Below are 25779 nucleotides of genomic sequence, written 5' to 3'. Positions count from 1 at the left end.
ACAGATTTCAGAAAGAACATAGAAAGATTTAATTTTTACAATTACATTGTTAACAAACAAGTATTTTGGAGGAGAGACATTTGAACATAGTTACAGCAAACGCTTTAAAAAAACTCTATGGTAGTGGAACGAATATTGTCAAAGCATTAGATCATGTTACCTTAGAAATTGAGCATGGAGAATTTGTAACGATAATCGGGACATCAGGTAGTGGGAAATCCACTTTACTCCATATGCTTGGTGGTTTGGATTTTCCAGATTCAGGTGAGGTAATCGTTGATGGTCAATCTTTATTTGCCTTAAGTGCAGACGAACTAACCATTTTTCGTAGACGTAAAATTGGGTTTATTTTTCAACAGTTTAATTTAATCCCTGTCCTTAATGTATATGAAAATATTGTTTTGCCAATAGAATTAGATGGCAATCAGGTCGATGAGGAATATGTTCAGGAGATTATTACATTATTAGGGTTGAAGGATAAAGTATACAATCTTCCTCATCAACTTTCAGGAGGACAACAGCAGCGTGTTGCTATAGCAAGAGCACTGGCAACAAAACCCTCAATAATACTTGCAGATGAGCCTACAGGAAACTTAGATAGTAAAACGAGCTTAGATGTGATTGGCTTATTAAAAGTAACAAGTGATCGTTTTAAGCAGACAATTATTATGATTACACATAACGAAGAAATCGCACAAATGGCGGATCGCACCATACGAATAGAGGATGGTCAGATCGTAGGTGGTATGGGTTATGCTAAAGGTTAATAATCGAAAGGTCATTCATACATTATCTAAACGTTTACTGAAAGAAAATAAGTCTAGAAATAAAGTAGCATTACTGGCGATTATTTTAACAAGTTTTATGCTGAGTGCCTTGATCCTTTTTGGCATGAATGCTTATCGGTTCAATGAAGTAAATTGGATTCAATCTGCGGGAACAGCAGCTGATGCATATTTAACCAATCCGACAGAATTACAGTTATCTACTTTAGATAAATCATCTTCAGTTGAACGAATAGGTCAAATTACACAAGTTGCAAGTAGTGAAATGGATGATGATCGTATTGAATTAAGTTACTTATCAAAAGAAGCATTTCAAATGAAGCAAGATGCATTATATCCAATAAAGGGAGAATACCCGAAAAAGCAAAATGAAATCATGCTCTCGGTTGAAGCAGTTAACCATTTAACTGGTTCAACACCGAAAAAGGGATTGAAAATTGAATTACCGATTTCTGATGAGCACGGGAATCAGGTTATGCAGGAATTTATTCTTACAGGGTGGTTTACTGATCCACTAGCTTCAAATAATCCTTTAACCAGTATTGGGTTTGTTTCAAAAGCCTACTTAGAAAGTACAAATCACACCATAGAAAATAACGGGTATGCAGATGTTCAGTTTAAAAGAGGAATAACCGCAGTAGATGAAGTAGAACGGTTAGAACAGCAAATAAAAACACTTGATTCTCAAGCATTTGCAACATACTTTAATTTATCTGGATCAAGTGATCAGATGTTGATGCTTGTAGGTATTGGAGTAGTTGTCCTCCTCATTATGTTTAGTGGATACTTACTTATTTATAATATCTTTTATCTATCGATTTCACACGATATTCGGTCATATGGACTTTTGAAAACAATTGGAACTACTGCTAAACAGCTTCAACAAATTATTAGAGGACAAGCATTGAGCCTTTCTGTCATTGGTATTCCAATTGGTAGTGCCATAGCTATCGCTTTAGCTTTTGGTTTTGCTTTATATGGCGGCCTACCCAATTTCTTTAGATATTGGCAAGTACAGTTAGTACTCATTATATTAAGTAGTTTCTTCGCATTTATGACTGTTCTTATTAGTGTATGGAAACCAGCCCGAAAGGTTGGGAAGATATCACCAGTAGAAGGAACTCGTTATACAGATATAAAAATTCAAAGTAAAAAAACGAAGTTAACAACCCATGGTGGGAAAATAGGGAAAATGGCATGGAGAAACATTTTCCGACATGGTAAAAGGACCACTGTAGTTTTTATGTCCTTATTCTTTGGTTTAACCACATTTTTATCGGTTTTTACAGTTGTTGAAAGCTTGGATATTGAGAATTATGTGTCCAGAACTATGGTAAGCGATATTGAAATGCGTAATAGCTATATGATTGGTGATGATGGGGAATTTGAACCGGTTTACAATTTATCGAGCAAACTAATCAATGAAGTTAAAGCAGTTCCTGGAGTTACTGCTGTTATGCCGCAGTACGAATCTAAATATAAAGCAGAATTTTCGGATGAATTTTCATCTTATTATAATTGGGCTAAGGATAGTATTTCAAAAGCAGATCTGGCAAAGCGATTTGAGGGTGAAATTATTAGCTTAGAAAGTGAGGATTTCGAACGTTTATTTAGTATTCAGACCAGTGAAATAACTAGCAATATAGATTTACCCAAGTCAAATACGGTCTATTTAAGTCAATCACTGGAGGGAACCTATGAGCTTCCAAGTCATTTTGATATCACTCATCCAATCTCAGGTAAAGAATATAAAGTTAATTTTGGAGGCTACCTACCAATCTCTCTAAGATCATCCGGAATTAATCACTGGGCACCGACCTTAATAGTACCGGAAAAATTTATGGATACCTTCAATGGTAAAGTTCAACCAGTGATCGGGTCGGTCTATGTGTCCGTCGAAAAAGGAAAAGACAAGGAAGTCCATCAACAAATCCAACAGATATCTGAGAAATACGGTGATTTCCAAATCGAAACAAAAGAAGCCCTACGTGATAATCTGCAGCTATCAAAAATTGCAATCTCACTTATTGGTGGTGGGTTTTCTGTTCTACTTGCCTTAATAGGCATTGTGAACTTTATTAATATCATGTTTACCGGAATAATCAACCGAAAACAAGAGTTATCTGTATTAGAAAGTATTGGCATGACAAGGAAGCAAGTGAATAAGATGGTTGCGATTGAAGGCGCATATTATGCTATGATTTCCTTGGGATTAGTATGGACATTAGGAAATGGAATAGCTTATGGATTATTCACTTTATTTAATTCAGTCTCAAAATATGCAGTCTATCAGTTCCCAGTCACCCCAATGGTACTTGTGTCATTAGTCGTAGTCATTATTTGTGTGACAGTTCCATTGCTAACCTACAAAAAAATGACAAAACAATCAATTACTGAGCGATTGCAGGAGAATATGTATTAAACGTGTCCATCCCTATTGCCATTTGACTGTAAAAGTCTTAAATGAAAAATGAGTTCGGTAGTGTACCGAACTCATTTTACCCAAATGCCTAATAATATAACTGTATCTAACTTATTGATGCCCCTTCGTTTCGGGATGAGATACCATTTTAAATCTTAATATCAACTTTCCCTTTTTCTTTCAAGTCATCAACATGTTGAGCAAGTACTTCTTGTTGTTTTTGCTGTTGGATAGATGCTTTAATTTGTTCTTTTACATCTTCAAGTTTTGGCACTTCTTGATCGGCACCTTCACTTTGTGTTTTTACTTCTTCATACGCTTTTTTGATTTCATCTTCTGATACTTCACCAGTAGGTACTTCTTTTTCAACGTATTGGTTGAATTGAATGCTATCAGCGATTTGTGCTTTTAATTCTTTTTCATCTAATTTAGATTGTTCTAGAGCAGCTGCAAAGGCTTTTTCATCTTCAAACTGACCTTTTGTCTGCTCAAATTGTTCATTGATATCTTCTTCAGAAGCTTTAATCCCTTTTTTATCTGCTTCTTGAAGGATAAGTGCTTGTCCAATAAGGCTATCAATTACTTGAGTCTTCATTTGTTCAGATGTTTCTTTAGTAGTTGGGTCTTGACCCATTTGTTGCATTTGCCCTTGTAGTGTAGTAAGTGTCAAATTATAATCAACACCTAAGATTTTTTCATCATTCACTACAGCAACAGTTGAATCATCCTCAACCATTTGTTCGTCTAATTTCTTCTGCATTTCTTCTTGTTTTTTCTTATCTTCAGCAGATAGTTCAGTGTTTTGCCCTTCGTCCTTCTTCTCAGCATCTTTTGCTTCTTCGTCTCCTCCACAAGCGGCTAAGAAAAGCACCATCAAACTTGTCATTAATAAAACTGTCCATTTCTTCATAATCAATCTCCTTCCTGCAAGCAGAATGATTTTTTGATTAAAATCATCTAGTGCGCATTATATAGTATGTTTGGCTAAAAAGAAACCAATAGACCCTCCAATTATGCGATGTAATCAAATTGAAAAATCAATAAAAATTTTAACTATTTACATATGATACCAGCAAAACAAGAGATTAGCCATTCTTTTCATATTAAAGAGGAAAAAATGCCTGTTCTTTTATTACAAAAGTAACAAAAATTATAAGAATTTTCAGAGGGAATATCACATACTTAAACCTAGATAAGATATGATAGAAAGTAGAAGGATAGAGGATATGCAAATTGCTTTCTTTGCGCGACTTGCACCTTTCAACCAACCCCATCTTTTTCTATCCCTATCAAAGTTAAAATAATCAACAGCAATAATTAATAAGAGAAAAGTAATCATACCTAACAAATTCATTGCTAATAGACCTCCTAAGTTAGAATGTATTCTTCTATAATTATATGGAAGGTTTCTACTATCTATGAAGCTTAAGCAATAGAATGAATGATAAGGCGCAAAATGATATCGAATATTAGTGATGCTTTCATTATTCACGATATATTGCTGACGCGTTTAGTGAATATAATGATTCTTCATCTAGTTCCTTAGATGAAACAATGGCAGAAGGAAAAGAGGCAATAGAAAACGGTGAACAAAGTTTAAACAGCTCTCATCAAGATATGCCAGTAGCCGTGGTCAGTTTTCTAATCTTGACTAACGAGCTCTATTCAAGACGCTATGATTAAGGAGGAGACAGGATGAATAAAAAAACGAAGATTTGGATGCAGCGTAATGCTCGACCACTTGAATTGGCACGATGGGAATACCTATTTGATGGAGGGTCACGAGAAAGGGTCATTCAGTATTTAGCGTCCTACCAAAACGAAGATGGAGGTTTCGGCAATGGATTGGAACCCGATTTCTGGCTGCCAGATTCTTCGGCTATTGCTACATGGTCAGCGTGCCAACAATTAATAGAAGTGAATGCGACTAAGGATGAAAAGATAGTAAGGAATCTCGTCAACTATTTATTACTTTCTTATAATAGAGAAGCGGAACTTTGGCTCACAGTAACACCAGAACATAACCTTTATCCCCATGCCCCTCATTGGCAATATACAAAAGATGTTCAATCTAAGTGGATGTATAATCCATCAGTTGAATTAGCTGCCTATTTGATACATTGGTCGAACGAGGAGAGTGAAGCAAATAAGTTGGGATGGCAAGTAATTGAAAAAGCCTTAACCTATCTGCAGCAAGCGGAAGACATGGGATTTCATGAGATTAATAATTATCAGAAGGCAGCTAACTTATTACAGGACAAAATGGGTGATTCCAAAAAAGTGCTTGCTAAAATCCATCAACTAGCAGAGCGAGCGATGAACAAATTACCAGATACATGGGGGAAAAGTTATGGCGCAACGCCACTAGATTTAATTCATAATAAAGAGGACCTTCTATATCATCAATATCGCAATCTTGTAGAAGAAAATATTGTTTACTTACATAAAACAATTACAACGGAGGGGGTATGGAACCCTTCTTGGGATTGGGGAGACGATCAGTTGAATTTTGCTGTAGCTAAACAACAATGGATAGGCATTATTGCCATTAATAATCAGCAGAAATTACAGATCTTTCAATAAAATCTTTTGCTTCATAGGGGTTGTACATATGAACACGGATAAAAACCAATCCATTCTATCATATATAATGAATCTATTAACTACACTCACTTTCTTACTTATTCTACTAAATGTTTTCCTTCTAAGTAGTGTTGGTTTTGATTTATACGCATGGAAGCAGTCATATCAATCATGGGTTTATCTTTATTGCATCATTTATGCTCTACTCGTTGCTGTGGTTATTGATGGGTTTTCGGTTAAATTAACTTTATCCTTGTCAGCTCAGGCCATCTTTTATACAGTCGCTGGCTTTATAGCTTTCTTTCCTCTTACGGGATTCAGCTTTTTTACCTTTTTCGCAGGTGTTTTCGCTGCATTTATAGCTGTTATCTTTTTCTTTTGCTATAAAATCGTGAAACACTATCATAAAAAGTTATGGGTAATTGTCCTACTTCTTCCCGTGTTAGTTGCCTTATCCACCATAGATTATACAGAGAAGAAAGACTGGCATGAACAAACGTCAGAAAACTCATTTTCTGCTCAATTTACTCATTTTAATGGTATGCACCCTATTCCTATTTCACTTGCTCGTGGTGAAATAGTCTACATAACCATTCAATTTTTACCTGAAAATGAGGGTGGCTATGGTTATTATATTTTAGACGAAAAAAATCAAGATGTGTCTTATCAGATGATAGAGGCAATCGATCAAGACGTGAACAATTTTCGAATCTATTTTACAGCAAATACAACAGGTGAGTATCGTGTTTTCATAACTGGTTCAGATTTAAAGGGGAGAATAAAAGTCAATTGGGAAGTGAAGTGATTACTGAGTGAGGTTTAGGCAAATGGCCGTTGCGTTTTTAACCAATCGAAATGGTGAAGTTTTATTATTACAAAAACCTTCCACGCACGCATTTCTTCCAGAGAAACTCGTTCCAATCGGTGGTCATATGGAGCCAGATGAGCTAAATGACCCAGAACGTGCGATTATAAGAGAAGTGAAGGAAGAGACTGGACTTATGTTAGATAAACTACAGTTAAAGTATATTGTTCATAGATTAAAAGCAGATGAAAATGAGATAAGGGTTCAATATGTTTTCTTTGCAAACTTAAAGGATAATGTACCGATTATTTCAGGTGAGGAAGGAGAATTGTGCTGGGTCAGGATGAAAAATCTGCAAAAAGAAAACGTTTCTGAAACGTCGAGAGCCATTGCTAGTCATTATAATGAACACCTGGAAAATGAATTAATCTATACCGGCACAATGAAATCAGACAACGGCAAAGCCACTATTAGTTGGAGTGTACTAGAAGATTGGTTGTAGGAAAGGACGGCATACATGACTAAAGAATTCTTGAAAATCTTTGATGAACATTATAACGAAATTGGTATAGCAACAAGAGACGACGCGCACGACAATGGCTATTGGCATGAAGTCTTTCATTGTTGGCTACTAAGTCAGGAAGGAGAAACAGACTACCTCATTTTACAAATCAGAAGTGCGCAAAAGAAAGATTATCCTAATTTGCTAGATATTACTGCTGCAGGGCATTTATTAGCGGATGAAACCATTGAAGATGGAGTTAGGGAAGTAGAGGAAGAGCTAGGCATCGATGTCTCTATAAAACAACTTTCCTCTGTTGGTATGCTTCGCTATGCCATAGAAACCGAAAAGATGAAAGATAGAGAGCATGCACATGTTTTTTTATATCGTGGATTATTCAACTGGGATCAATTTTCTCTTCAAGAGGAAGAAGTAGCCGGTTTGGTTAAAGTGAAATGGACTGATTTTTGCCGATTATGGGTGGGGGAACAAGATACGATTCCTATTATAGACCGATCTATCTTAGATCCTAGGCAAAGTGATGAGCTGAACACTAATATATCTCAAGCAAACTTTGTTCCGCATTCTCCTTCATTTTATCAAGATGTCATCAGACTGATTCAACCATTGCTAGTAAAATAAAGGAGGTAGTTGATGGCTTTCAAAATTGAATTATTTGTCATAGACTTGCACCAGTCGATTCATTTTTATCAAGAAATATTAGGATGTAGCCTTATGAAACAAGGGGAGAATAGTGCCTTGTTTAAGAATGAGGATACTTTTCTCTTACTCACAGGAGAATCCATTCTAGACGAGGACCATTACTTTAGAAAAAGGAATTTAGCAAATAAGGGAGTGGGCGTTGAGTTGATTCTAAGTGTGGATGACGTCAATGATCATTACGAGCAAATCACAAAAGTCGCACTAGGAGTCATAGAATCTCCTATTAAACACCAAAGTTGGGGGGCAACTGATTTTAGAGTCATTGACCCAGATGGATATTATATACGGCTAACTTCAAAAGGATAGACCTCCAGTACAGTTGAATATTCGTCTTATAAAAATTTTAGGGGGGAAGAGAAATATGCAAAAGGTAGTTGAGGGGATCAATCATTGGATAAAAACATTACCAGATGAGTACAATTCTATGTCAGAATTAGAAATTTCGAATCGACCATTACCAAATAAATGGTCAAAAAAAGAAATTTTAGGACATTTATGTGACTCTGCAATAAATAATATTGAGAGGTTTATAAAAATTCAGTATGAAGAACAAATGTATGTTATTCAATCATATAATCAAGATCAATGGGTAAAGCTTCAGAATTATCAAGATAGACCGCTTGGTGAAATAATAAACCTTTTTCAGACATTAAATAAGCAAATTCTCAATATTGTTAAAAATGTTCCTAGAGAAAGCTTATCTAAACTTTGTGACATAGGCAATAATCAACATAAGACACTCGAGTGGCTTATTCAAGATTATCTTTCGCATATGGAACACCATATTCACAATCAAATTTTAATTAAAAATAACGATTGATAAATTTAGTTCTTATTCGAGAATAGGGCGCATTTTCGGAGGAAGGAGTGTGCTCTTTTTACATCTATGTATTTATAACAAAAACCAGCTAATGTACTGTCTAGGGATTAGCTGGTTTTTTGCTACTAATCGAAATAATAATTTAAGAGACTTTTAATTTAATAAGTAGCCGCTAAACCATATCAAGTTCAAAAGTTCCGAATGTATTTTTAATGGTTATTCCCTTATGAATTGATCTCATTTTCGAACATAGGGAATCTAGCTTTTTCGTTGCGCGATTTGTTGGTTAAGTATTATACATGTTAAGAAATAGTGATAAAGCACGATTCGTTTTTTTAAAGAATGAATGAAAACATGCCTCAAAACACGATCGTGATAAAGATAATTGGGCATGTGAGAGATAATTTTATTACTAATTTAAAATAAAGTATACCCCCATCGAACTAATACTTTTAAATTTGACTTATTAAAGTCTATCAATCGTTAGTTTAAGTGGATTATTCCATGAAATCTTTTTTGAATTCTATTATATCTTTTTATTACATCTCCATATTAAAGTCCTTATACCACTAACTATAATGTAAGCAAGTAGCGTAGCAGTAAGCAGTATCAGAAAGTTTATCTTTATTTCAGATAAAAAGAGTATACCCCAGCTAATTAGTATTGATGTTACTTCCCAAAGTGAGAATTGATTAACAAATTTAGTTAAAATAAAGATTTAAAAGCATTAAAAGTGTTTTTTAAGTTCATACTTTAATGGAGAAATATATTTTGAAGCTAAAGAAGAAATTTAGTTTCTTAAACCATCCTATAAATGTATTTGATTCTTAATCACTCAAGATAGGCGGTGTTGAAATGGATAGAGTATTCATTCCTGACAAACGCAATGAAAAAGTACTAGTTGTTCTTGATATGGATTCGTATAGTCCGACTACTATTCAAAGAGGTTATAAATTAGCTAAAACATTTCAGGGGACATTACATGTTTTATTTCTTAAGAAAGACTCAAACAGCACTGAGCTGAATTTTGTATTAGCTGAAAGTAAAAAATTGAGCTTATATTTTCAAGCAGACAGTTATGAAATTAAACTGTATAGAAATGAAGAAGATTATTATAAAATCTTCATTGACATTAAAGACAAACTCAATATTACACAGTTAGTGATAACTCATACGGGTGAAAACAGATTGGAAGAAATTGTTCATGGGTCGTTTATTAATTTTTTGATAAAAAACCAACCCGATTTAGAAATTCATATAGTACCCCAAAACCTAGCTTTTCCTTATAAAGATTGGGATTACCATATTGGAAGAAAAGCCTATATAAACATTGAAAATAATGAATTAAGCTTTGATTATTCAAAGAATAATATTGATGGCATATATTTCAAAGATAAATCAACAGATTTTGAAACGGGATTATTTTTATCTGTTAAGGAAAATGAAATATCTGTGTTTAAGATAAGTAATCGGAAAGTTATAAGTAAACATATTGAACTTTATGATCAACTTGATTAAATGGATTTCCTAAGGAAATCCATTTAATTTTATTTAAAAAGGGTTGTAACTCTATCTTCAATATCTTTAATCATTTTTTTATAAGCTGATTCTGTTAAATTCCCTATATCGGAGAAAAATAAATGGTCCAAAGGCGCTATCCCGGTGAAATCTAAAATTCCAATATCAGAAGTGTTTCTCATGGCTTCATTCATATTCATCTGTTCGTATATGTCATGAGGTGTTCCATAAGTATTTATAATTAATCCAGTTTTTCCCTTTAACAATTGCATAGTACCTTCCTCAGTGTGAACATATGCAAAACCAAAAGCAAAAACTCGGTCAATATAGCCTTTTATAATGGCAGGTAAACCGGTCCACCAAATTGGATAAATTAAAATGACATTATCAGCTTCAATTAAGTACTTTTGTTCAACTGCAATGTCTTCTGGCGTATTCCCTTCTTTCATTCTCGAAGTGTCTTCTGATGTCAAAACAGGCTGGAAATTCTGTTTATAAAGGTCCCTTACAATATATTCGTGGCCTAACTTGTCTAATGCTTGAGTAGTTGAATCTAAAAATGAATGATTTAAACTATTTTCATGTGGATGAGCAAAGATTATCAAGTGTTTCATTTTACAGGCTCCTTATCATATTTTTTTCAATCAATTAAATAAACGACCGGTCGTTCACTTAACTTGCCGTAATGTTAACACCTAATCAAATTAAAGTAAAGCTCAAGATAATATAGTAAAAATGACGAAGGTATCATTAGCTTTTTATAAGGTCTTATTTTTACTATTATAAACAGGTTTAATACAACAGTATTTGGAAACTAATATCATTAATTAGAAAAACTTCATTACTTGACCGATTGTTCATTTAACGTTAATATAAAATTATAAATCTTAATTTTAAAGAGTATGGGTTATAATTTAACGTAGTTTACTCCTTATATATAATGAGAAAGGCGTGAAAATATGGTTAGACCCGCAGGACAGGGCGAAGTAACAAGGAAAAAGATTATTGATAATGCAACCATCTTATTTGAACAGAAAGGATACACTAGTACATCTATAGAGGATATAAGAAAATTTATTGGAATTAGTAAAGGAAACATCTATACACATTTTTCTAGTAAAGAAGAGCTTTATTTTCAAGCTTTAGAAGAAAGTTTCAAGCAGTGGAAAGTGGATATTCTAGAAGAAATTAAAAACTTACCAAGTGCTAAAAACAAACTTTATGCCATAGGAAAATACTATAGCGATAATGTTAGTTATGGTTTAGAAAGAACTGTGCCAGAATTCATTTCGACTGTAGGTACCGATGAATTTAAGATTAAGGCAAGATATCTTATTCAAGAAGAATTTGATTTATTTTATGGAATTATTAATGAGGGTGTTAAACATAACGAATTTAAATTAATAAATATTCATGATGTAACTTTAGCACTGTATAGTGTTTTCACTAACCTTAGCATGACTAAATACTTATTGGATAGTGTAGATGATCTTGATAAAACTTATGAAAATGTCATTACTATTTTTCTACAAGGTTTAGCAAAAAATTAAGTATTTTTATTAACATAAGGAGGTGAAATTTTTTTTATAATTATATGACCAAAAGGTCATATAATTATAATTTCCTATTTCCTATAGAAAATCACAAAAAATTTTATCAAATAAATGAACGAATGGTCATATAAATGGAGGAGAATTATATGAATAACAATAGTAAAAAGGTAATCATAAGTGGTGGAGGTATAGCGGGATTAAGTTTAGCTCTATTTATGAAAAAGGCAAATTACGAAGTTCGTATATGTGAAGGGTTTCCACATTATGCAGACGCTGGTGCTGCTTTTGAAATACCACCAACGGGAGTTCGTGTGTTAAAGGCTTTAGGGCTGGAAGAATATATATCGAAAAATAGTTTACTTCAAAAGAGGGTAACAATCAGAAATAAAAAAAATGAAGAGGTTATGAGATATTCATTACCAAGTAGCAGTGAATTTGGTGAGCAATCTATAACAATTAATCGTTCTTGGCTAATAAAAGCTTTGATGAGTAAAGTTGAAGAAGTAGGATTGAAAATCGAATATGGAAAAAGACTCAAAACATTTGTTGATAGTGGAAACGAGGTAACGGTTTACTTTGAGGATGGTACACACGATACAAGTGATATTCTAATTGGAGCTGATGGAATTCATTCAGCAACTAGAAAAACTTTGTTTCCACATGAGGCTTTAAAGTATTCAGGGATGTGGACAATGGTAGGACTAACATCATCAGATATACTAGAAAATAGTGAAAAATTAATTCAAGAAAATTCAACTATCTATCAAGACGAAAATTTAACAATGTATGTATTTAGAAGTCACCCAACAGGTACTGACAATATTTCCTGGCAAATTGGTACGTTCGAAAAGAGAAAATTGGCATCAAAAGATTTTGAACAGAATGATGTAGATAAGGTAATTAAAATGGTTCTTGAAAGAATGAAAGAATGGGATAATCCAGCAAAAGAAATAATAAAAAACTCGAAGTTCGTATTACCAAGGCAAGTGTATCATATTAATCCTTTACCTTCTTGGTCAAGGGGAAGGGTTGCATTAATAGGTGATGCAGTTCACACGACAAATCCAAACACTGGGTATGGTACTTCATTTGCATTAGAAGATTCCATGTATATTGCTAAGATGTTAAATGAACACAGTTATCAAGATGCATTTCATTATTACGAATTCGATAGAAAAGAACGTGTAGAAGCCATTAAAAATTCAGCATTTGCGACATCTGAAGCAAATATTATTGAAGAGTTTATGACAACAGATGATTATAAGATAGATTGGAGTTCTTAATTTGTAACATACGGCTACTTTTAAGTAGCCGTATACCATTTTTTATAGTGATATCTTTTAATATGAATATATAATATTAACCGTCAAATAATATAAACGAACGTTCATTCAGATTTAAAAACCAACTAAAGGAGGGTCCTTATGAATGAAATAGAAACACCTTTATTTAAAAATAAAACCTATGTATTATTACTCATTGCAGGGATTTTTGCTGTTGTTGGTTTTAGCATGTTTTTAACAACTACAACATGGTATGTAATTACTGAATTAGGATCGGCAGGTTCACTTGGATTGGTTTTAGTTGCAGCTACTGTCCCTAGATTAATCATGATGACTTTTGGTGGCGTTGTAGCTGATAGATATAAAAAGACCACTATTATGTTTGGAACTAATTTAGCTCAAAGTTTACTGCTTTTAATTCTCTTTCTATTAGTTGACACTGACAATATGAATTTATGGATCTTATTGATATTGGCAGGATTATTTGGAGCTTTAGACGCTTTCTTTGGTCCTGCTAGTACATCAATGATTCCCAAAATAGTTAAGAGACATCAATTGCAAAAAGCTAATGCCTACTTCCAAGGTGTTGATCAGGTTGCTTTTATTGCTGGTCCAGTTTTAGCGGGAATAATTATGGAATCATTTGAGATATCAACGAGTTATTTTATTGCTACAATCTTAGTATTTCTTTCAGCATTTGTTATATTTCCGCCTTTCATAAAAGAAGCTCCTGCAGAAGATTTAGGAAAGACTACTCCTCTGCAAAATTTCAAAGAAGGTTTTTCTTATATTAGGAAAAGTAATTTTTTGCTAGTGGGTATAATTGTATTAATAACTTTAAACTTCTTTTCATTTGGTACTCTTCATGTAGCAATTCCTTTAATAGTAGATAACTTTAATGGAACTCCCATTAACCTAAGTATAATGGAATCTGCATTGGGAATTGGAACACTTAGCAGTACAATATTGCTTAGTTTTGTAAAGATCAAAAGGAAAGGGTTGGTCTCTACACTTGGTTTATTTGCCACATTAATTGTAACTTTAATATTTAGTCAAGTCTCAAGCTTATTACTATTGACTATTGTTGTATTTTTTATTGGATTTTCAATGTCATTTGTGTTTATTCCATTTTTCACAGCCGCTCAAGAGCGGACTGATAGCAGAATTATGGGGAGGGTTATGAGTATTATATTTCTAGCAATGAATGGCTTTGATCCAATAGCCTATGGACTTGTAAGTGGCCTTGCTTCAATCGGAGTAAATATACAAACAATAATAATGACCTTCTCTCTTATTGGTATTGTAATTGCAATTACTGTATATTTAAAAGCCAAACATTATGTCCGTAACTGATGAGATTCTAAGCTATTGTAGCTAATTACCTGTTAAACTTCGGTAGTTATACGTAACCCAATAAGTTACGGTTTTAATTATAAATAAATAAACGTAAGAAAGTTACTTTTTATTTATTTGAAAAAACCAATGGAATTTCTTCTTTTACAAAGATATTAGCTTGCGATATCCCCTCGAAAGTATACTATTAATGAGTGTATCTATTCGAGGGGATTTTAATAGAACTATATTATGATTCAAAATTATTTTCAAAAGACACACTAAATTATAGAAGAAACTCGCTTTATTAATAAGTTCTTTGAGGTATTTATGACTGACAATAGCTCTGAGAAAAAATTAAATATCATCCCTATTCCCTTTATAAGTAAATTATTTCATTCTGATATGTAAGATTTATACTCAAGTATAAAATCTAAGAAACTATGACACTGTCTTAAAGCAAACTGACGAAATAAGGGGATTGTTTTAATTAAAAAAGTGGAGAATAAGGCGGGTCCGACTGGATAGTAACTGTCCCACTTACCATCAATATCAAAAGGATTGTATTCGGCCTTGAGAAAAGTATCATTCAATTAAGGTTGGATACCTGCAGGAGTTGCTGCTATAGTCATCTTTGAGGAACTTACTCCTATACCACTGCTTTTTTTGGAGCAGGAAGACTACACTTTTTAGCTAGCCTTTTTGTAATTGTGATAAAAAACAACAACGTCTTTCAAGAGTCGCTTAATAAATATTTATTTTCATCAACAGAAACAAAAAATAGGAAGGTTATGTTTTACTTTTTCACATACCATCGTTCATCTACTCATACAATTAAAAATGTTCAACAGTATATAATGGGAGTGGTGTGCATGGGGGCGAGTGAGTTAACTGGACGTGTGATCTTTAAAGGTGAACCAGGTTACGACAAAGCTGTTTTGAATTGGAATCCTTATGTTGATACTTTTCCACTTGTATTTGTTTTTGCACAAAACGCAAGAGATGTAAGCAATGCAATAAAGTGGGCGCGAGAAAAAAATGTTCCATTGCGTGTGAGAAGTGGGCGTCATGCATTAGATAAGAGCCTTTCAGTTGTGAAGGGAGGCATTGTGATTGATGTCAGTGACATGCAAAAGGTGCATTTGAATAAGACAAAGGGTATTGCGACAGTGCAAACGGGTGTTCATGTTGGTCCACTTGTAAAAGGCTTGGCTCGCAATGGCTTTGTTGCTCCCTTTGGAGATAGTCCGACTGTTGGTATTGGTGGCATTACAATGGGTGGTGGGTTTGGTGTACTATCACGATCGATTGGGCTAATTAGCGATAATCTTCTTTCGTTGAAAACTGTTGATGCAAATGGAAATATCATTACTGCTAATAAAAAGGAGAATACGGACTTATTTTGGGCTTCCAGAGGGGGCGGTGGCGGTAATTTTGGCTACAATACTGAGTATACATTTAGTGTACGACGTGCACCTAAAGCCACTACTGTATTTAATATCGTTTGGCCATGGGAACAATTTGAAACAGTTGTGAAAGCATGGCAAAAATGGGCACCATTCGTGGATGAGAGGTTAGGCTGCTTATTAGAGGTCTATAGTAAAATCAATGGATTATGTCACGCAGAAGGTATATTTCAAGGTTCTAAAAGTGAACTTACAAAATTGCTACGACCTTTAACTAGCGCCGGAACACCTTCGAGAATCGTGATTGAGACCTTACCGTATCCAGATGCAATCGATTTCTTAGATCCTGACGAGCCCATTCCAGGTCGTTCTGATCAAAGTGTGAAATTTTCTTCAGCTTGGGGTCTAGATATATGGCCAAATGAACCGTATGCGATTATGAGAAAGTTTTTGGAAGAAGCAACAGGAACAGAAGCTAATTTCTTTTTTATCAACTGGGGTGGTGCATTGGGGAGAGTCCCAACTGACAAAACAGCTTTCTATTGGCGAAATCCTTTATTTTATGTGGAATGGAATGCAAGTTGGGAGCATAAATCACAAGAAGCAGTTAATATTGCATCTGTTGAAAGAGTAAGAAAGCTTATCAAGCCATATGTAACGGGTTCATATGTAAACGTACCAGATCAAAATATAAAAAATTTCGGAGAAGCATATTACGGTAATAATTTTGCAAGGTTACGAGAAGTAAAAACGAAATACGATCCAGAAAACTTCTTTCATTTTCCACAGAGTATACCGCCCTATGATTAATATCAGTTAAATAACAGCTTACTATGAAGAGCCTTACTATGTATGAAATAGTAAGGCTCTTCATAGGGATGACTAAAATCACCAATACTTCTATATGCTATTCATCTTTTTACATATTGAGGTTGTTTTAACCTTATAAAAAAATATTCTGCATAAATGAAGTCTATTTGATTGCTTTTATCAACTGTTCAGTTGTAAGTATAGTAGCGAACTCTTCATTTAAAGTTGCAAGAGAAATATTATGTATCGTCTCAGCATCATAACAGTTATTGTGCTGGTCTTTTAAGGAAAATGCTGCCGTTGCATCTGAGATAAGATAAGTGTTAAAACCTAAGTTTCCACTCATTCTTGTAGTTGTTGATACACAATGGGGAGTAGTTAAACCCACTATTACGACAGATTTTAATTCATTAGACTTGAGATAGCTCTCCAAGTTGGTACCGATAAAACTACTATTCACCTTTTTAGTTATTACTTCTTCACCTGAAATAGGTTTAACACATTCTTTTATCGAGAACCCTTCATTAGCAGGATGAAAAAGCGAATGCGGTTGATCAGATTTGTGTTGAATATGTATGACTTGCCAACCTTTTTTTCTCCAAAGTGTTAGTATTTTACTAATATTTTCCTCTGCATTTAAGTTGTTACGTTCTCCCCATTTAGAATCATCAAACGCTTGTTGGACATCTACAATTATCAAACCCATATTCTTTTGCTCCATGAAAATCCCCCTGATTCATTAATACTCGTTTTATTTTTACAACAGCCAACATTATAAGACAGTTTTCACTTATTTTTTTAAGTTTACAATAACTCCAAGTTTCATTTAAAATAAAACCATAAAATAATAGATAACTATTAAAAAACCAATCCATGCTGCATTGTTTGATTGTAATGGTTTACACAAATACTTAAAAGAAGGAAAAAAACTTCACCTTTTAATCATTGCAGCAGAAAAAATAAAAACTTTAAATTATGATCGAGATAACGAATAAAGTTGTATAAATGTATGAAAAAGCCTAATTACCATATTTCTACTTAATCTAATCTTTAATTCCGTAATTTTGTAGATAAATCCCTATTTGATAAATAACTTCATATATAGTGTAGCGTTTAGTAGTCCCTTACTAAAGTAAATTTGTCCCGAATTGCTAATAAAGTTAAGATATTAAAGCCAAAGGCATTTATTGCAAAATATGTAAAAAGAACTTTTTATTCTTCTAAACAATTGGGCTCGAAGAAAGGAGCGTATTTTTACCGAAGTAAGCAAGTGTGTTTCGGCATCTTGCCATTGATAATTTCTCACGATTAGGAATAGATTTGCAGGTTAGGAACAGGAGAGTAAATCAATACATAAAGAACCCGGAAAATTCCTTTTAGGAAACAGCTCTTTTCCGGGCATTTCTTTTTAAGTTATCTGTAGCAAGGCTCTTTTTGTAATTTAATGAATGGTAGACATTTGATGTGCTTGTTTTACCATCTCGATAAATAATTTCATCCAACGATTATCCTCTGTCAGTTCAGGGTGGAAGGAGGTAACAAGTAGATGATCTTGTTTGGCAGCTACAATTTGGTTATCATATGTAGCTAACACTTCCACATGCTCTGTTACTTCTGTAATAATGGGCGCTCTAATGAATACTGCTGGAACATTGTCTGTGAAGCCCTTTACTTGTAACATTGTTTCAAAACTGTCCTTTTGTCGACCGAAGGCATTTCGCTTTACACTTATATCCATTAACCGTAAATGCGCTTCACTACCATCGGCTAACTCATTAGCTAGTAATACTAAACCCGCACAAGTGCCAAAAATTGGTTTCTTTTCTGCTGAAAACTGTTGAATTGGTGCTTTGAATTCATAATAATCAATTAGTTTTCTTATTGCCGTACTTTCTCCACCAGGAATAATTAAAGCATCAAGTGATGATAGTTCACTTGCTTTTTTTACGGCTACAGCGGCTTGCCCGGCTGACTCGATTTGTTTTATGTGCTCAGAAACGGCTCCTTGCAAGGCGAGTACGCCAATTTTCAACATTACCAACCACGCTCCTGCATTCTTTCTTCTAAGGATAATTTAGAAATATCTAATCCTTTCATAGCAGCACCGAGTTCTTGCGAAAGCTTCCCGATTAAATCGTAGTCTTTATAATGCGTTGTTGCTTGCACAATGCTATGAGCAAACTTTTCTGGATTTTCAGATTTGAAAATACCCGATCCTACAAAGACACCGTCAGAACCAAGTTCCATCATAAGAGCAGCGTCTGCTGGTGTTGCAATCCCTCCAGCAGCAAAGTTTACTACTGGTAATTTGCCATTTTTCTTAATTTCACGAAGGATATCATATGGTGCACCTAAGAGTTTAGCTTCTGTCATGAGTTCATCATCATTCATTAAAGTGATTTTCCGAATTTGTGCTTGAACTTTTCTCATATGTCTTACTGCTTCAACAATATTACCTGTGCCCGGTTCACCTTTCGTTCTTAACATGGATGCACCTTCACCAATTCTTCTTGCTGCTTCACCTAAATCACGACATCCACACACAAATGGAACCGTAAACTCACTTTTTAAAATATGGTACTCTTCATCTGCAGGGGTTAATACTTCACTCTCATCTATGTAATCAACACCCATTGCTTCTAACACTCGTGCCTCAACAATATGTCCAATTCTAGCTTTGGCCATGACAGGAATAGACACTGCCTGCATCACTTCTTCTACAATTCTTGGATCGGCCATGCGAGCGACTCCTCCAGCTGCACGAATATCCGAAGGCACGCGCTCTAATGCCATAACAGCAACTGCGCCTGCTGCTTCAGCGACCTTTGCTTGCTCAGCATTGACGACATCCATAATGACACCGCCTTTTTGCATTTGTGCCATCCCGCGTTTTACTGTTTCTGTACCTACTAATTGACTCATTTTCATTCCTCCATTGCATTTTTCAGATTTGTTTATTAGTATAAAAAGGAACTGATATGATTGTAAGTATCAGTTTTTGATAATTTTATAGTATCAGTTAGAGGGGGCAGTTAGATGGATTACTTAGCTTGTGAGTTGTTAAGAGACAGTGATGTACCTTTATATGAGCAATTATATGACTATATTAAAGGCGAAATAACAGTGGGAAGATTATTAGAAGGAGATAAGCTTCCATCTAAACGAAAATTAGCCACCTTGTTAAAAATAAGTCAAAATACTATTCAAACAGCGTATGAACAGCTTGAAGCGGAAGGTTATATTGAAGTACAAGCGCGCAGAGGCTACTTTATATTACCATTAACAGACTTAGAATATATCGAAAGTAAAATGAAGAATGAAGGTTCAACAGTTGGTGTTTATCCTAAAGAACAAACCGCGATTTATGATTTTCACCCGAGCCAAATTGATACTGTTCACTTTCCATATGATAAATGGCGAAAGTATGTGAAACAACATATTGAACCGGTTCATCAGTCCTCATTACTGCTTGGTGAAAACCAAGGGGAACTTGATTTAAGGCAGGAAATTGCGCAGTACTTATATCATTCCCGTGGCGTAACTTGCAAGTCTGAACAAATAGTAATTGGTGCAGGTGTAGAAGTTCTTTTACAACAGCTGATTTTTCTATTTGATAAAAATACAGTCTATGGGGTGGAAGACCCAGGTTACCATTTAATGATGAAGATACTACATAATTACGGATATGAAGTGTATCCACTTTTAGTGGATAGACAAGGAGTCGACATTCACGCCATAAAAAAATCACCTATAGATATCCTGTATACGACACCTTCACACCATTTCCCTTATGGAACCGTTTTACCGATTCAACGAAGACAACAATTGTTGAATTGGGCAGCAGAGAAGGATGATCGCTACATTATTGAAGATGATTATGACAGCGAGTTTCGCTATAACGGAAAAACGATACCGTCTCTGCAAAGTATGGACAGAGGGGAAAAGGTTATTTATTTAGGCTCTTTTTCTAAATCTTTTATTCCATCATTGCGAATTAGTTATATGGTTTTGCCAAAACCCCTTGTTAAATCTTATAAAGAAAAATTATCTTTTTATCATTGCACGGTTTCGAGAATAGACCAAAATGCTTTAAGTGGATTTATGAAAGACGGGGAGTTTGAAAAGCATTTAAACCGGATGAAAAAAGTTTATAGAAGAAAGGTCGAAATAGTTCTAAACGTACTCAAGTCCTTTCCGCAATTAGAAGTTATGGGAGAAAGCTCTGGATTACATGTCGTATTGATTGTCAAGAACGGAATGAATGAAAGCGAACTCGTAGCACGCGCAAAAAGAGAGCGCTTGAAAATTTATCCTTTATCTAATTACTCCATAATTAGAAGAGATGATAAAGAACCGCAAATTATATTAGGCTTTGCAGGTATTCGTGAAGAGCAATTGGAACACAGCTTGAAAGCATTGTTCAAAGCGTGGGGGATGGATGAGATTGATTAAATAAATCTCTCTTTGCTTGATTCAATAAAAAAATTAGAATTAAGTACTTTAAGATAATCAACAACGAACAAATTCTTATCATATAACTGAACTTGTTCGTTGTTAATTTTACTTAGAAAGGTTTTAGCGAGTAAAGTTAGGGCATAATCCGATGGCCAAATATATTAAGTGTACCCAATCGATAGGAGACGTAATAGGCGATTATTAATATGATAAGCATGATGATAAAAAATAGGTAATCAGTCGCTTTGATTTTCATTACAGTATAATAGGTTCGATCTTTTGACCCTGTAAAACCTTTTGATTCCATTGCAATTGCGACTCTTTCAGCCTTCCGAATGGCGCCAGCTAATAGGGGGATAAAATATTGTCTCGTATGTTCCACGCGATTTCTCCATCCTTTTGCACGACCAAGGCCCCGAACACGATGAGCTTTCTTTAACAAGTCTAATTCGTGCTTGAAGGTTGGAACAAAGCGATACCCTGCCAAAATACCATAAGTTAACTTAGGTGAAAGGCGAACTTGCTGCATTAAACTTAACATAAATTTTGTTGGATCAGTTGTAAAAGCAAAGAGTAAAGATAACCCTATAAAACACAATGACCTTAGTGCTAAACTCATACTAACTATAATGCTACCCATCCTAATATCAAAAGAAAAGAACGAAAAAACAATAGGACCAGTTGCGTACTTATCATCCGTATACAGCATTGTCATCCAAGCTAACCCGAGCGTAAAAAAGGACATCGGTATAAAGTAAAACAACCATTTCTTTATGTTCAGTTTACTGAAGAAAAAGGTAAGTATCAGGATATAAATAAACATAATCGCTGGTGTAATAATATCAAAGGAAAAGCTCAACAAAATGGCAGGTAAGATAACCGTAATAGCTTTTATGGTTGGATTTAATGAGTGTATCATATCGTCATCTCTTCATTTATCAACCGTAAGCGGTAAGGTATCCTTAATCTGGCTCTTTCTAAAAGGTCAGTTTTTCGCCAAAGTGCTTTAGGTGTACCATCATAAACGATCTTTCCTTGTTGCATAACCAAGACATTATTACAGTATGAATCAACTAAATCCATGTCATGTGTAACGAAAACGATGGTGGCCCCTTTATCATTTAGGTGCATGACTTTACGCATAAATTGAGAGGTCGTATAGGCATCTTGTCCAAATGTTGGTTCATCGAATAGAAGTAAATCAGGTTTGGAATGTAAAATCGTTGCTACACTTAGCCTTCTTTTTTGGCCACCACTTAAGGAAAATGGATTTTTCCACTTATCAGATAAGAGATCAAAATCGGTTAATAAATGATGAACCATTCTTTCTGTTTCTTCTGTAGAATAGCCACTTAGCTTGATACCAAAACACACTTCATCGTATACAGTTTGGTTAATAAATTGATGCTCAGGATTTTGAAATACATAGCCCATATTCTTATACAATTCGTTTTCATGCCAATTACTTAATGGAGTGTTTAAAAAATCGATTGAGCCTGATACGGGCTTAATTAATTTGGCTATTAACTGTAATAAAGTAGATTTACCAGCACCATTTTCGCCAACTATTGCGCAAAAGTCCCCTTCTTTGATTGAAAAGGAAAGTTCATTTAGGATTTGCTTATTTTTATAGTTAAATTGTATATCTTTAAGATTGACGATTACTTCTGTACTTTCTTTCTCACTTGATGGTCGACTAGGCATTTTCCTATTTTCATACCTTTTAGGAACTCTTATACGATTCTTCGTCAACTTATGTAAATGATTTTGAAAACCTTCCTTCGGCGTACTATCTAAAAGTATTTCTCCTTTTTTATTAAGCGCAACCAACCGATGAGCGTATGGTTCCCAGTCATCGATTTCGTGTTCAATTACAAGCAAACCAAATCTTTGTTGTTTTTGAATCTTAATAATTGTCTCGATAAACTCGAGGCTAGATATCGGATCTAAATTTGCTGTAGGTTCATCTAAAATTAAGTATTGAGGGTCCATTAAAAGGATAGAAGCTAGCGCAACCTTTTGTTTTTGTCCTCCTGAAAGATGGTGAATGTTATGTTTCATATATTGTGATAATCCTACAATATCTAGCACATGTTCTATTCTTTGTTTCATTTGGCATCTGGGAATAGACAAGTTTTCTAACACAAATGCTAATTCATCTTCTACACGAACCATGCAAAACTGACTTTCTGGATCTTGAAAGACAATGCCTATTTCTTGGTTTATTACTCCTTTGGGGTAGGAGGAGATATTTCTCCCTTTATATAAAAGGTCCCCTGAAGTAAAACCTTCAACCGCCTCAGGATATAGACCATTTAAACATAGTGTCAGTGTACTTTTGCCAGAACCACTTGCTCCAAGTAATAAAGTCACTTCCTCTGCATATAACTTACAGCTTACATTATTTACAGAAGGTTCATCGTGTTTATCAAAGGAAAATGAGAAAGAGTCTAATTCAAAAATTGGTTGATGATTTTCCATGCCTTGCTAGTACCTCCTTCCCAATAGGGTACCCATTTAAAACACCAGTTTTCGCTAGTTGATCTGCTAATATTTTTCCTAAATAACCAGCAATGATAGCTCCACTTAAGAGACGTATAACAAACATTGTCATAATAAGCCAGGATTCATAGGCATGAAAACCTGATACAAAGAAATGGTAAGGAAAACTAATAAATGCAGCGCTGACACCTGAAAAAACGAGAATACGAGGTTGATAATTTTTCCATTTTGTCAGAGCAAAAGCGATTTCCGCCCCTAATCCTTGCACCATCCCTGAAAGAATTAAAGTGGGTCCAGATGTTGAGCCGACAAGTACTTCGGTAATAGCAGCAATGGTTTCTGCTGTAAAAGCAACGCCTGGCTTTCTGATAATGTAAGCAGCTATTATGGATACAATAAACCATATGCCATAAATCAATTCATAACCAATGGGTCCAAACCCAAACGGGGTAAGGATGGCAACAAGAACTTTACCGACCCCAAAAAACCCTAAATAAATAAAGCCAAATACGACACCCAGGACTGACATGAGAACAATATCTTTCAGACGCCATGATTTTATCATGAGACTTTCACTTCTTTAGCTTTTCCAGTAGGGCTGTTAGCTGATAATGTGAATGTCATTGTCACATGAGATACATCTTGCTTGGTCTGATCGAAAACGTTCTGTAACAAGTTAAAAATATCATTCACCTTGCCATCAAGCCTTGTGGCATAATGGCTATGGCTAACGTTTACTTCAGTCTCCTTGGACCAATCAATTTGCTCATAAATTTTTTCCATATAATCTTCCCTCCCTAAGGGATAGAGGGCAAATTTACAACCTGCAAGCTGGTCTATTTCTTTTGTATCATCCTTGTTCAAGGCAATGTCAGATTCGTCCATGTATACATCTGCTGCTGAATCTCCTGGACAACCAATCGAAAAGGTACCACTCATAGCGATGTGTTCTCCTGTTTTAGCTGCGTGTAAAAAGATTGCCCTCACTACATCAAAAACATGAATTTGCTTGCCACGGATACAAGTAGATACATCATCAGTTTCTGACCACACCTTTGACATGTTCACTTCTTTAAGGGCAAATAAGATGATGTCCACATACCTCTCACTCATTGGAGAAAGCGTAAACTGACAACCTACGATACTACTTGTTCCACATAATTGATTCATACAAAAATCTCCTTTTAACATTTTTTGAACAAAAAAAACTGCACCCCGATGGAATGCAGTTTGGCTATGCAGAAAAAAAAGAGAATACACTGACCAACTGCACTTCCCCACGCTAGTATTATCTAGATCGGGTTATAAGGGTCAGGCAATTGCCTTCTCAGCCATTAAATATAGCTCCCCTAGCGCATTCGATATATTTTATTTGTTCGTCTATCCTATCATAAGCAAAAAATCATTATCTGTAAACCAATACTTGTCAATTGATAATGTAGTAGAGATAAATACAATTTACTAATTGATACGTAAATGATGCAAAAGAGTAAGGAATACAGTTTAAATCGCAATATAGTAGAGGTGAATAAAATATTGATGTGAAGAATGTTGATATATTCGCATACTATTTAGAATGAAGAATAACCCGATTACTAATTTCAGTAATAATGGTTGTCATTTCTTCCGGAGATTCTTTCATCCCATTCATTAACCATTTTTCAATTACATAAATACATCCACTAATTACAAAGTAAATCATATATTTTGATTTATCTATATTTATGACCTGCCGATCTTCCTTTAAACTATTAATAATGATTGATTGTGCAGTATCAATCACTCTCGTTTGAAAAGCTTTGTTACCATGGTCACTAAATAAAACAAGAAAATCAGCACTTCGTTTATAAACATAATCTAATAAATACTTCGTCATTGCAAAAGTTTCATTTGTCTCATTATGGTTGTACTGTTTTAAAGTGACCTGTAATTCTAACAAAATCTCATCTTCAATATGCTGAAGTAAATCAAATTGATCACGATAATGGCTATAAAAAGTAGAACGATTGATATCTGCTTTTTGACATAATTCTTTAATGGTAATGGATGAAATTATCTTTTCTCTTAATAATTCCATTAAACTTTCCTTTAACACCATACGAGTATATTGTTTCCGACGATCCAATTTTTTGTTCATCATGCCACCCTCACTTTTTTAGAGAAATCCAACAAAGTACGCTTAAATGTTGGATGTTAAACATTTTTTACACAACTGTTTGTTGTTTATCTAACACAGTGGTATGTATAATGTTACTGTAAAAGAATTTCAACATCAAGAAG

The 25779-nt window shown here is 34.4% G+C and carries 25 protein-coding genes and 1 riboswitch; of the genes, 14 read left to right on the top strand and 11 right to left on the bottom strand.

The annotated features are described in order from the left end of the window. The first annotated feature begins 80 nt into the window (after positions 1–80). Positions 81–767, top strand: coding sequence for an ABC transporter ATP-binding protein (locus MHI57_RS03355; protein ID WP_340975011.1), 687 nt, complete (start codon positions 81–83; stop codon positions 765–767). Continuing rightward, positions 754–3207, top strand: a complete 2454-nt coding sequence (locus MHI57_RS03350; RefSeq protein WP_340975009.1) for an ABC transporter permease — start codon at positions 754–756, stop codon at positions 3205–3207. Before MHI57_RS03355 ends, MHI57_RS03350 begins: the two co-directional genes overlap by 14 nt. Before the next feature lie 148 nt (positions 3208–3355). Here the strand turns inward: MHI57_RS03350 and MHI57_RS03345 are convergent, their stop codons facing one another. Both MHI57_RS03345 and MHI57_RS03340 read right to left on the bottom strand, forming a co-directional pair. Then, positions 3356–4117: a SurA N-terminal domain-containing protein gene (locus tag MHI57_RS03345; RefSeq protein WP_340975008.1), complete on the bottom strand. Its 762-nt coding sequence runs from the start codon at positions 4115–4117 to the stop codon at positions 3356–3358. 264 nt (positions 4118–4381) lie between these two features. Next, a complete protein-coding gene (locus tag MHI57_RS03340; RefSeq protein ID WP_322909370.1) occupies positions 4382–4561 on the bottom strand; it encodes a hypothetical protein in 180 nt (59 codons plus the stop codon). A gap of 341 nt (positions 4562–4902) precedes the next feature. Between MHI57_RS03340 and MHI57_RS03335 the strand changes: the two genes are divergently transcribed. From MHI57_RS03335 to MHI57_RS03305, 7 genes are all read left to right on the top strand, one after another. Further along, positions 4903–5790, top strand: a complete 888-nt coding sequence (locus tag MHI57_RS03335) for a hypothetical protein (protein ID WP_340975005.1) — start codon at positions 4903–4905, stop codon at positions 5788–5790. Between the two features lie 28 nt (positions 5791–5818). Next, a complete protein-coding gene (locus MHI57_RS03330) occupies positions 5819–6595 on the top strand; it encodes a hypothetical protein (protein ID WP_340975004.1) in 777 nt (258 codons plus the stop codon). Between the two features lie 22 nt (positions 6596–6617). Beyond that, positions 6618–7097: an NUDIX domain-containing protein gene (locus MHI57_RS03325; protein ID WP_340975001.1), complete on the top strand. Its 480-nt coding sequence runs from the start codon at positions 6618–6620 to the stop codon at positions 7095–7097. Positions 7098–7112: 15 nt separating this feature from the next. Further along, positions 7113–7739 (top strand): NUDIX hydrolase, encoded by a 627-nt coding sequence (locus tag MHI57_RS03320; RefSeq protein ID WP_340974998.1) that lies wholly within the window; start codon positions 7113–7115, stop codon positions 7737–7739. Positions 7740–7751: 12 nt separating this feature from the next. Next, positions 7752–8126, top strand: coding sequence for a VOC family protein (locus MHI57_RS03315; RefSeq protein WP_340974996.1), 375 nt, complete (start codon positions 7752–7754; stop codon positions 8124–8126). A gap of 55 nt (positions 8127–8181) precedes the next feature. Beyond that, positions 8182–8640 (top strand): DinB family protein, encoded by a 459-nt coding sequence (locus MHI57_RS03310; RefSeq protein ID WP_340974994.1) that lies wholly within the window; start codon positions 8182–8184, stop codon positions 8638–8640. A gap of 855 nt (positions 8641–9495) precedes the next feature. Continuing rightward, positions 9496–10158 (top strand): hypothetical protein, encoded by a 663-nt coding sequence (locus MHI57_RS03305; protein WP_340974993.1) that lies wholly within the window; start codon positions 9496–9498, stop codon positions 10156–10158. A gap of 29 nt (positions 10159–10187) precedes the next feature. Here the strand turns inward: MHI57_RS03305 and MHI57_RS03300 are convergent, their stop codons facing one another. Beyond that, positions 10188–10772 (bottom strand): NAD(P)H-dependent oxidoreductase, encoded by a 585-nt coding sequence (locus MHI57_RS03300; protein ID WP_340974992.1) that lies wholly within the window; start codon positions 10770–10772, stop codon positions 10188–10190. A 345-nt stretch (positions 10773–11117) separates the two neighbouring features. Here MHI57_RS03300 and MHI57_RS03295 point away from each other — a divergent pair, with 345 nt between their 5' ends. The 4 genes from MHI57_RS03295 to MHI57_RS03280 all read left to right on the top strand — a co-directional run bounded on the left by MHI57_RS03295 (position 11118) and on the right by MHI57_RS03280 (position 16542). Beyond that, positions 11118–11708, top strand: a complete 591-nt coding sequence (locus MHI57_RS03295) for a TetR/AcrR family transcriptional regulator (protein ID WP_340974990.1) — start codon at positions 11118–11120, stop codon at positions 11706–11708. Positions 11709–11857: 149 nt separating this feature from the next. After that, positions 11858–12994 carry an FAD-dependent oxidoreductase gene (locus MHI57_RS03290; RefSeq protein WP_340974989.1) on the top strand — a complete coding sequence of 379 codons (1137 nt, stop codon included), beginning with the start codon at positions 11858–11860 and terminating at the stop codon, positions 12992–12994. A gap of 141 nt (positions 12995–13135) precedes the next feature. Continuing rightward, the gene (locus tag MHI57_RS03285) at positions 13136–14347 is read left to right on the top strand and encodes an MFS transporter (protein ID WP_340974988.1); all 1212 of its coding nucleotides are present in this window, start codon (positions 13136–13138) and stop codon (positions 14345–14347) included. A gap of 851 nt (positions 14348–15198) precedes the next feature. After that, positions 15199–16542, top strand: coding sequence for an FAD-binding oxidoreductase (locus MHI57_RS03280; RefSeq protein ID WP_340974986.1), 1344 nt, complete (start codon positions 15199–15201; stop codon positions 16540–16542). A 163-nt stretch (positions 16543–16705) separates the two neighbouring features. Here MHI57_RS03280 and MHI57_RS03275 read toward each other — a convergent pair whose 3' ends face one another. From MHI57_RS03275 to pdxS, 3 genes are all read right to left on the bottom strand, one after another. Further along, a complete protein-coding gene (locus tag MHI57_RS03275) occupies positions 16706–17263 on the bottom strand; it encodes a cysteine hydrolase family protein (protein WP_340974984.1) in 558 nt (185 codons plus the stop codon). 720 nt (positions 17264–17983) lie between these two features. Beyond that, positions 17984–18574, bottom strand: a complete 591-nt coding sequence (gene pdxT / locus MHI57_RS03270) for a pyridoxal 5'-phosphate synthase glutaminase subunit PdxT (RefSeq protein WP_340978529.1) — start codon at positions 18572–18574, stop codon at positions 17984–17986. 2 nt (positions 18575–18576) lie between these two features. Next, positions 18577–19464, bottom strand: a complete 888-nt coding sequence (gene pdxS / locus MHI57_RS03265; protein ID WP_322909365.1) for a pyridoxal 5'-phosphate synthase lyase subunit PdxS — start codon at positions 19462–19464, stop codon at positions 18577–18579. Positions 19465–19578: 114 nt separating this feature from the next. Between pdxS and pdxR the strand changes: the two genes are divergently transcribed. Further along, the gene (gene pdxR / locus MHI57_RS03260; RefSeq protein ID WP_340974981.1) at positions 19579–20994 is read left to right on the top strand and encodes a MocR-like pyridoxine biosynthesis transcription factor PdxR; all 1416 of its coding nucleotides are present in this window, start codon (positions 19579–19581) and stop codon (positions 20992–20994) included. Between the two features lie 136 nt (positions 20995–21130). On the opposite strand, the gene MHI57_RS03255 is transcribed toward pdxR, so the two are convergent. The 5 genes from MHI57_RS03255 to MHI57_RS03235 all read right to left on the bottom strand — a co-directional run bounded on the left by MHI57_RS03255 (position 21131) and on the right by MHI57_RS03235 (position 25636). Continuing rightward, entirely contained in the window at positions 21131–21916 is a 786-nt protein-coding gene (locus tag MHI57_RS03255) for an energy-coupling factor transporter transmembrane component T family protein (RefSeq protein ID WP_340974980.1), read from the bottom strand. Next, on the bottom strand, positions 21913–23478 hold the full coding sequence (locus MHI57_RS03250) for an ABC transporter ATP-binding protein (protein ID WP_340974979.1): 1566 nt from the start codon (positions 23476–23478) through the stop codon (positions 21913–21915). Before MHI57_RS03250 ends, MHI57_RS03255 begins: the two co-directional genes overlap by 4 nt. Then, positions 23453–24064, bottom strand: coding sequence for an ECF transporter S component (locus tag MHI57_RS03245; RefSeq protein WP_095373259.1), 612 nt, complete (start codon positions 24062–24064; stop codon positions 23453–23455). Before MHI57_RS03245 ends, MHI57_RS03250 begins: the two co-directional genes overlap by 26 nt. Then, positions 24061–24669: a YkoF family thiamine/hydroxymethylpyrimidine-binding protein gene (locus MHI57_RS03240; protein WP_095373260.1), complete on the bottom strand. Its 609-nt coding sequence runs from the start codon at positions 24667–24669 to the stop codon at positions 24061–24063. The genes MHI57_RS03245 and MHI57_RS03240 overlap by 4 nt, the downstream gene beginning before the upstream one ends. A gap of 87 nt (positions 24670–24756) precedes the next feature. Continuing rightward, a riboswitch (TPP riboswitch) is annotated at positions 24757–24860 on the bottom strand. 206 nt (positions 24861–25066) lie between these two features. Continuing rightward, the gene (locus MHI57_RS03235; RefSeq protein ID WP_340974975.1) at positions 25067–25636 is read right to left on the bottom strand and encodes a TetR/AcrR family transcriptional regulator; all 570 of its coding nucleotides are present in this window, start codon (positions 25634–25636) and stop codon (positions 25067–25069) included. Positions 25637–25779: the final 143 nt, after the last annotated feature.

Origin of the sequence: Cytobacillus sp. FSL K6-0129 (assembly GCF_038007625.1) — a bacterium.
GTDB lineage: Bacteria > Bacillota > Bacilli > Bacillales > Cytobacillaceae > Cytobacillus > Cytobacillus kochii.
This window is presented reverse-complemented; position numbering and strand designations above follow the sequence as displayed.